The following is a 7,765-nucleotide window of genomic DNA, read 5'->3' on the forward strand; positions in this document are numbered from 1 at the left end:
GTGGATGACAGGGAGGTTTATCTGGAACTTGTTCCATCCGTTTTGTGAGCTAGCTTTCACGGTACCGCCATGCGCTTCAACAATGGATTTGACAATTGCTAAGCCGAGCCCGGCACCAGATTTCCGTTTCCGAGAAGGATCTGTACGGAAAAAGCGGTCAAACAACTTTGGCAGATCCACTTCAGAAATTTGCTCTCCTGGATTTTCGATAGTGATGCCCGTGTATTTTTCATCTTGTATTAGACGCACGATGACGGAAGAGCCAGGGGATGAATAACGTATTGCATTCGACAGAAGATTGCTTAATGCACGCAACATCATTTCTCTATCGGCCCAAATAGGCTTCGCATTACCCGTCAAGGTTAGCGTAATGCTCGCATCTTCCGCGAGCATGCCAAAGTAATCGAAAAGACCTTGGATCAATGCTGTGACATCCGTATTGGCAAGACGGAGATTGCGCGGATCATTTTCGGTCTGAGCAAGGAACAGCATATCGCTGATCATCAGGCTCATGCGATCAAACTCTTCAAGATTGGAATACAGGACCTCCCGGTACTCGTCAGCAGTGCGAACTTGGCTTAAAGCCACTTGCGTTTGTGTAGTTAAGTTAGTAACGGGCGTACGTAACTCATGCGCAATGTCGGCTGAAAAATTAGCTAGCTTCCCAAAACCATCTTCGATTCGACCGAGCATGTCATTAAACGATACGGCCAATTCTTCCAATTCGATCGGCACATCTGTAGGACTTAGCCGCACATCGAGTTGGGAGGATCGAATGGCGCGGATTTCTTTAGAAACCTTGCGGATAGGGCGATGCCCCCACTGGACGGCAAACCACGCCACTACTAAAGCGATGAGCGCTACGATCAAGGTTGCCCACCACAGGATGCGCTTGAACATGTCTAAAAAATCTAGATGGAAGTCGATATCCATCGCCACAGCCACAAGATAGGGCTCTCCAGCTTGTATCGCGTCGGCGTCCACTTCAAGCGCGCCGCCGCGATAGGACTTGCCGTCCGCCCTCCAAATCACAAGGCGATCTTCTCTGATATGCACACTAGATTTTTCACCGGCAAAGACCGGGGCTAGATCGGGGCCGGAACTCAAATATACAGGCGTTCCTGAACGCTTTAGAACACCGTAGGATATGCCGTGATGGCCAACAGCAATGGCAGATAACTGTTGCGTCATAGCGTCCTTATTCCCTTGAAGGCCTGGCGCTCGCAGGGTTTTAACTACGGCATTAGCTACGGCCTGTAATTCCCCTGCGTCCTGTTCCGCAAAGTGATGCTCAAGCGAACGAACGATAATCCAGTTAAATGTCAAAAAAACGAGTGTAGTAGCGATACCTACCAATACTGTGACCCGCCATGCAAGTGAGATTGGGCGGCGTTTATTTGCGACCTTAATCTCCATTTGGTATATCCAAGGTGTAGCCCATACCGCGTACGGTATGAATAAGCTTAGGCTCGAAAGGATCGTCGATCTTGGCACGAAGCCGACGAATAGCGACGTCAATGACATTGCTGTCGCTATCGAAATTCATGTCCCAAATCTGCGAGGCAATCAAAGAACGAGGTAATACTTCGCCTTGCCTTCTGGCCAGCAATTCAAGCAGGGCAAATTCTTTATTGGTTAGAACAACTTTCTGCCCCATTCGGCTCGCCTTGCGACGAGGGAGGTCAAGAATGAGATCGGCCACCTCAATTCTTTCCGATTGACTCGGGGTGCTTCCCCGCCTCAATAATGTACGCACTCTCGCCAGTAATTCAGAAAAGGCGAACGGTTTGATCAGATAATCATCGGCACCAAGTTCTAATCCTTTTACCCGGTCGTCAACACTTCCACGTGCCGTGAGAAATAGAACAGGCATCTGCTTACCCGCGTCACGCAGAGACTTAACGATACGCCAGCCGTCGACATCCGGCAGCATGACATCTAACAAAATGAGATCGTAAGACTCGTGCATTGCCATATGGTGGCCGTCTAATCCGTTGCGGGCGAGATCTACCATGAACCCGGCTTCCATTAACCCTTGGCGTACGTAATCTGCCGTTTTGTTCTCGTCTTCAACGACCAATAATTTCATTTCACCCTCAAAGTGAGTTTTTGCCTCGCGCAGGCGTGAAAGGCCATACCCTGAATTGCAACCTGAACTAATAGATAGCAATGTACTTCATACAGTCTTCCGCACAGATGACAGCTACATTACATAAATGTAATCAAGATGTCATACGCTAGAAAGTAGGGGGTGACTAGGATGGCGTCATTGGCTCAAAAGTAAGTGGCATTCACGCTTGTTACCATTCAGCCGTATCCATTTTGACTGATTCATAAGGAATACCAACATGTCACGTCGATTACCTCTCATTATTCCCCCATCTGGCATGGGCCGTAGGCGGTTCGTCCAGGGCCTTGTTGCTGGAGGAGTTTTGGCGAGCCTCTCATCGCCAGTCTTAAGCGCTTTGACAAACAGTAACCAGCTAAGCCAAGGAACGGCGCCTATTTTGCGTGGCAACGAGTTTGATCTGGTGGTGAATGAATTGCCCGTGAACTTTACGGGTAAGCCGGGGATGGCGACCACCATAAATGGTTCTATACCGGCACCCACACTACGGTGGCGAGAAGGCGAAACCGTGACAATTCGCGTGCACAACAAACTTCGCGAGCACACGTCAATCCATTGGCATGGAATCATTCTTCCTTATCAAATGGATGGTGTTCCAGGAATTAGCTTCGCAGGTATTCCACCAGGCGCGACATTTACGTATAGGTTCAAGGTTCAACAAAGTGGTACCTATTGGTACCACTCGCATTCTGGAATGCAGGAGCTGACCGGAATGTACGGCGCCATTATCATCGACCCCGCGGGTCCAGAGACGATTCGCGCTGACCGTGATCATGTCGTGCTCCTTTCTGACTGGACTGATGAAGATCCGATGCGGGTGTTCGCCAAGCTGAAGGCGCAAGGTGATTATTACAATTACAACCAGCCCACGGTAATCGACTTCTTCCGCGACGCTGCGCGTGACGGAGTCGGTTCGGCTTTCGAGAAGCGCAAAATGTGGAATGAAATGCGCATGAATCCAACCGATCTAGCCGATCTTTCTTCTCAAACGCTTACCTACCTGACCAATGGTATTACACCAGCAGGCAACTGGACCGCACTGTTCCGTCCGGGTGAGCGGGTACGTTTGCGAATGATTAATGGCGCGGGCAACACTTTCTATGACGTACGGATTCCGGGTCTGAAACTGAAAGTGGTACATGTCGATGGTCTCGATGTTGAACCTGTGACAGTCGACGAATTCAGATTTGGTCCCGGCGAGACGATCGATGTGATTGTTGAGCCGCTTGACGAGGCATATACGATCTTCGCCCAGTCTATGGAGAGAACTGGTTTTGCGCTTGCAACGTTAGCCGTTCGTGAAGGTCTGAAAGCACCGGTGCCGAAACTGGATCCTGTGGAGTGGCTGACGATGCGCGACATGATGGGCTCCATGGAGCATGGAGCTATGAGCGGTGGTTCCATGGCCGGCATGGATCATAGCGGCATGACCGGCATGAATATGATGGATCACAGCTCAATGTCCACTATGGACTCCGGGGATATGACCGGAATGACTGGTATGAACGGAATGGATCACAGTGTCATCGCGGGCATGGATCATAGCGCGATGAAAGGAATGACTGGCTTGGCCGTTCCTTCTACAACGGCACGGCACGCGCGAACTGAATATGGCGCTAGTACGGACATGCGGGTGGATATGGCGCGAAGCAATCTGGATGATCCGGGTATTGGATTGCGCAATAACGGTAGAAGAGTATTGACCTTGGCCGATTTGCACACCCCGTCCGGACCGATGGACAAACGCGGACCTAGCAGAGAAGTTGAGCTCCATTTAACCGGCAACATGGAGCGTTATTCCTGGTCTTTTGATGGCGTCGAGTTCGGGAAATCTACCCCGGTTCATTTCCGGCATGGAGAACGTCTACGCGTCATTCTTCATAACGACACCATGATGACGCATCCAATGCATTTGCATGGAATGTGGAGCGAATTAGAAAGCCCCGACGGCAAATTTCAAGTGCGCCGCCATACTCTGCCGGTGCAGCCAGCACAGCGTATCAGTTTTTTAGTTACAGCCGACGCCGTTGGCCGCTGGGCCTGGCATTGTCACCTGATGTTCCATATGGATGGGGGCATGTTCCGCGAAGTCGTAGTGTCCTGAACTGAACATGAGGAGAAAATAATGTCAAAAGTAAGAGCTATCCATTTCGCGACTATGGTCTGTGCATCACTAGCCAGTGTGTCGGTCAGTGCGCAATCTACAAGCTCGCAAGATCATTCGGCGCACCAAGAAATGGTGTCGCCCCAATCTCAGGGAGACAAATCTAAAATTTCCCTTGAAGCTGTAGATCTGCATGCTGGGCACCGTATGACTGAGGTCGCGGCCGATCCGCATGCAGGTCACAATATGACGCAAGGAGATTCCGCACCACCTTCTCAGATGGATCATGGGGAAATGCAAATGCAGGGTGGTTCTGCACCGCCGGACGCACGGGACCCCCATGCATACTCAAACGGCTTGCAGGTCGGGAAAGGTGATTATGCAGTACCCGGCGTACCGCACCTGATGCTTGCTGATGAACATACTTTTGCGTCGTTTCGTGCTGAACGCCTTGAACGCAAATTCGACAGCAAAGGCGATGACAGCACAAGTTATGACATGCAAGGTTGGTTTGGCACTACCTACGATCGATTCGTAATAAAGGCCGAAGGTGACGTGGCCAAAAGTAAGGTCGAAGAGTCACGCACGGAATTGCTATGGAGCCACGCCATTGCAACTCATTGGGATACGCAGTTAGGTGTTCGTTTGGATACGGGCGAAGGCCCAAATCGACAGTGGATGGCGTTTGGCATTCAAGGTTTGTCTCCTTACTGGTTTGAAGTCGATGCCACAGCCTACCTTGGTGACGGCGGCAGGACAGCTGTTCGCCTCGAAGCAAGCTATGAGCTCTTGATCACGCAACGTTTGGTTCTTGAACCAAAAATTGAAATGCAGGCCTTTGGTAAGAGCGATCCGGAGCGCGGCATTGGAAGCGGTCTGTCAGAAGCCTCCGCAGGGCTGCGTCTACGTTATGAATTCAGCCGCCAGTTTGCCCCTTACATCGGCGTGGAACGCGCTGGGACCTTTGGAGAAACTGCCGATTATGTTCGAGCCGAAGGCGGACGCACTAAAAAAACGCGCGTAGTGGCCGGTCTGCGTTTCTGGTTCTAAGAAACGTCAGAAGTAAAAATTTTATTGAGGAAACGCGATGAATAAATTGAATGAACTTGCTCCTCCCTCCAGCACGCCACTCGTAGATTCGATCAAGAAACTACGTACATTGCTCTCATGCTTTTTGTTGGCGTCAGTGGCTTACACGGCCAGTGCGCAAGGCAATCCGGTGGCCGAAGTATGGAAAGACCCGTCATGCGGCTGCTGTGAGGATTGGGTACATCACATGGAAGAGGCTGGCTTCAAGGTCAAAATTCATAACGACGGTAACGAAGAAGCGAGAAAAAAGTTGCTGGTACCGGTCAAATATGGCTCTTGCCATACCGCTAAGATTGGCAATTATGTGGTGGAAGGGCACGTTCCCGCCGCAGATATCAAACGCATGCTCAAAGAGAAACCAACTGCGCGGGGACTAACGGCGCCAGGCATGCCTATAGGTTCGCCTGGCATGGACGGTCCTGCTTTTGCAGGACAAAAGGCTGCGTATGACGTGCTGTTAATCAAGAACGACGGTAGTACTGCGGTATATCAATCTTATCGTTGAACATTCTTAAACAATGCTTTTAAAGGATTCATAATGTCTATCTCTAAAATCACTTCCAAGCTACTTCTCGCTTCGGCTGCCACCTTGTTCGCTACTTCGGTTTTCGCACATCCAGATCTTCTCTCATCCACACCGGCAGACAAGTCAGAAGGACCAGCTCCAGCAAAAATCGAGTTGAAATTTTCAGAAACGTTGAACACCCAATTTTCTGGAGCCAATCTCATCATGACAGATATGCCCAATATGCCCGGCCATGGCGCAATGAAAATGACAGCAAGCGTATCGAGCGGTAGCGATGGGAAGACGATGATCATCACACCTTCCAGTACGTTGACAGCAGGTACCTATCGGGTTGATTGGCGTGCGGTGTCTTCTGATACTCATCCCATCAAAGGAAACATCAGTTTTCAAGTAAAGTAAATCCATGGCGGACGACTGGCTAAACATTGCGCTACGCTTTGGTCTTTATATCGGCATGGCGACCCTTTTTGGCGTTTCCATGTTCGGTGTGTACGCGCAACGTTTAAGCGCAAACTTCACTTCTTTCGGTCGTCGATTCACTGCATTCTTATTACTCGCAGCATCGGCCGACATTATTCTTTCGTTGCTCTCAATGGTAGTAACAGCCAAGGCTATGTCAGGAGCTGAGACCTATGCAGAGTTGACGGCGCATATATTGGGTATGGTGATTACTGGCACTGACATGGGCATAGCCTGGATTGCGCGCATGTTAAGTCTCATTACTTGCATTGCGATTATCTTCTCAGGGTTGCGCTTCAACATCAGATTTATTTTGTTGACCGCATTCTCAGGCGTGGCCTTGGCTACATTAGCTTGGTCTGGTCATGCAGCGATGAATGATGGGATCAAAGGGGCAATTCACCTGGTGTCTGGCATCAGCCACTTGTGGGCAGCCGGCGCATGGATAGGTGCACTGTTCTCTTTGGCAATGCTTGCGTTGCTGGATCCACAATCTAATCCAGACGCAATCTGTGTTTTGAGCAAAACCTCTAACGGATTCGCTCGACTTGGCACAGTCATCGTCGTGTCATTGATAGCGACCGGCACAATTAACTATGTCCTAATAGCAGGCCCCTCTGTCGATGCCTTGATCTCGACGCAATACGGGCTTTTGCTATCGATTAAGTTGTCGCTCTTCATTGGAATGCTGGCCTTGGCGGCTGCCAATCGCTATTTACTCAGTCCCAAAGTGGAACTCGCAATAACCGCCGGAAATGGACTGGAAGCTTCTCGGCTGTTGCGGAGAAGCTTGGTCATGGAAACTACGTTGGCGATACTGGTTGTTGCTTGCGTGGCCTGGCTGGGTGTCCTCTCGCCTGTAATCAGCAAAGCAAATTGAAACAACGAGTGACGGGAGAGCCTAGCAAAGCTAACCTAAGATTGAATACTGTCACCCAACCTTGATCGCAGCGATAAGTTTACTAGCTTTGAAAAGCATTTGTTATTGAGAAAGGAGAGTCGAAATGGATCCAGTTAAGCACGCCATTTTGTATCGAATGGTCATGCCAGAACACACATGTCCTTTTGGTTTGAAGTCCTTAGACTTACTTAAGCGAAATGGTTACGAAGTCGAGGATCATCATCTCACCAGTCGCGCCGAAACGGATGCATTCAAAAACCAATACGCCGTAGCAAGCACCCCGCAAACATTCATAGCGGGCCAGCGTATAGGCGGCCACGACGAACTTGCAGCATTTTTAGGCGAACCGGTCAAAGATAAGGATGCCGTCACTTATCAACCCGTGGTTGCATTGTTTGGCATGGCACTCGCCGTGGCGTTAGCAGTAAGTTGGGCTGCATTCGATAGTGTTCTCAAAATTCAGACTGCTGAATGGTTTGTTGCCATTGCCATGTGTCTTCTCGCTCTACAAAAGCTCAAGGATGTCGAAAGTTTTTCGACAATGTTTCTAAACTATGA

8 protein-coding genes are annotated in these 7,765 nt (G+C 49.9%); 6 read left to right on the forward strand and 2 right to left on the reverse strand.

The window, feature by feature from the left end; all coding sequences use genetic code 11:
- Both Hfont_RS14870 and Hfont_RS14875 read right to left on the reverse strand, forming a co-directional pair.
- Positions 1-1,416, reverse strand: a 1,416-nt coding sequence (locus Hfont_RS14870) for a Cu(+)/Ag(+) sensor histidine kinase (RefSeq protein WP_112993218.1), incomplete at its 3' end; no start/stop codon positions are given.
- Positions 1,406-2,089, reverse strand: a complete 684-nt coding sequence (locus tag Hfont_RS14875; RefSeq protein WP_112993219.1) for a heavy metal response regulator transcription factor — start codon at positions 2,087-2,089, stop codon at positions 1,406-1,408. The genes Hfont_RS14870 and Hfont_RS14875, both read right to left, overlap by 11 nt.
- A gap of 259 nt (positions 2,090-2,348) precedes the next feature.
- Between Hfont_RS14875 and Hfont_RS14880 the strand changes: the two genes are divergently transcribed.
- From Hfont_RS14880 to Hfont_RS14905, 6 genes are all read left to right on the forward strand, one after another.
- Complete coding sequence (locus tag Hfont_RS14880; RefSeq protein WP_112993220.1) at positions 2,349-4,232, forward strand: copper resistance system multicopper oxidase; 1,884 nt, start codon at positions 2,349-2,351, stop codon at positions 4,230-4,232.
- Positions 4,233-4,253: 21 nt separating this feature from the next.
- Complete coding sequence (locus Hfont_RS14885) at positions 4,254-5,282, forward strand: copper resistance protein B (RefSeq protein ID WP_181666468.1); 1,029 nt, start codon at positions 4,254-4,256, stop codon at positions 5,280-5,282.
- 37 nt (positions 5,283-5,319) lie between these two features.
- Positions 5,320-5,826 (forward strand): DUF411 domain-containing protein, encoded by a 507-nt coding sequence (locus Hfont_RS14890; RefSeq protein WP_112993221.1) that lies wholly within the window; start codon positions 5,320-5,322, stop codon positions 5,824-5,826.
- A gap of 33 nt (positions 5,827-5,859) precedes the next feature.
- Positions 5,860-6,246, forward strand: coding sequence for a copper homeostasis periplasmic binding protein CopC (copC, locus tag Hfont_RS14895; RefSeq protein ID WP_112993222.1), 387 nt, complete (start codon positions 5,860-5,862; stop codon positions 6,244-6,246).
- A 4-nt stretch (positions 6,247-6,250) separates the two neighbouring features.
- Positions 6,251-7,186, forward strand: a complete 936-nt coding sequence (gene copD / locus Hfont_RS14900) for a copper homeostasis membrane protein CopD (protein WP_112993223.1) — start codon at positions 6,251-6,253, stop codon at positions 7,184-7,186.
- Positions 7,187-7,310: 124 nt separating this feature from the next.
- The coding region (locus tag Hfont_RS14905; protein WP_479680724.1) for a thioredoxin domain-containing protein at positions 7,311-7,765 on the forward strand (455 nt) is incomplete at its 3' end.

This window comes from Herminiimonas fonticola (assembly GCF_003293745.1).
GTDB lineage: Bacteria > Pseudomonadota > Gammaproteobacteria > Burkholderiales > Burkholderiaceae_D > Oxalicibacterium > Oxalicibacterium fonticola.

Coding starts and splice junctions, on each gene's coding strand:
- Hfont_RS14875 (WP_112993219.1), bottom strand. CDS start 2,089: ATGAAATTATTGGTCGTTGAAGACGAGAACAAAACGGCAGATTACGTA.
- Hfont_RS14880 (WP_112993220.1), top strand. CDS start 2,349: ATGTCACGTCGATTACCTCTCATTATTCCCCCATCTGGCATGGGCCGT.
- Hfont_RS14885 (WP_181666468.1), top strand. CDS start 4,254: ATGTCAAAAGTAAGAGCTATCCATTTCGCGACTATGGTCTGTGCATCA.
- Hfont_RS14890 (WP_112993221.1), top strand. CDS start 5,320: ATGAATAAATTGAATGAACTTGCTCCTCCCTCCAGCACGCCACTCGTA.
- copC (WP_112993222.1), top strand. CDS start 5,860: ATGTCTATCTCTAAAATCACTTCCAAGCTACTTCTCGCTTCGGCTGCC.
- copD (WP_112993223.1), top strand. CDS start 6,251: ATGGCGGACGACTGGCTAAACATTGCGCTACGCTTTGGTCTTTATATC.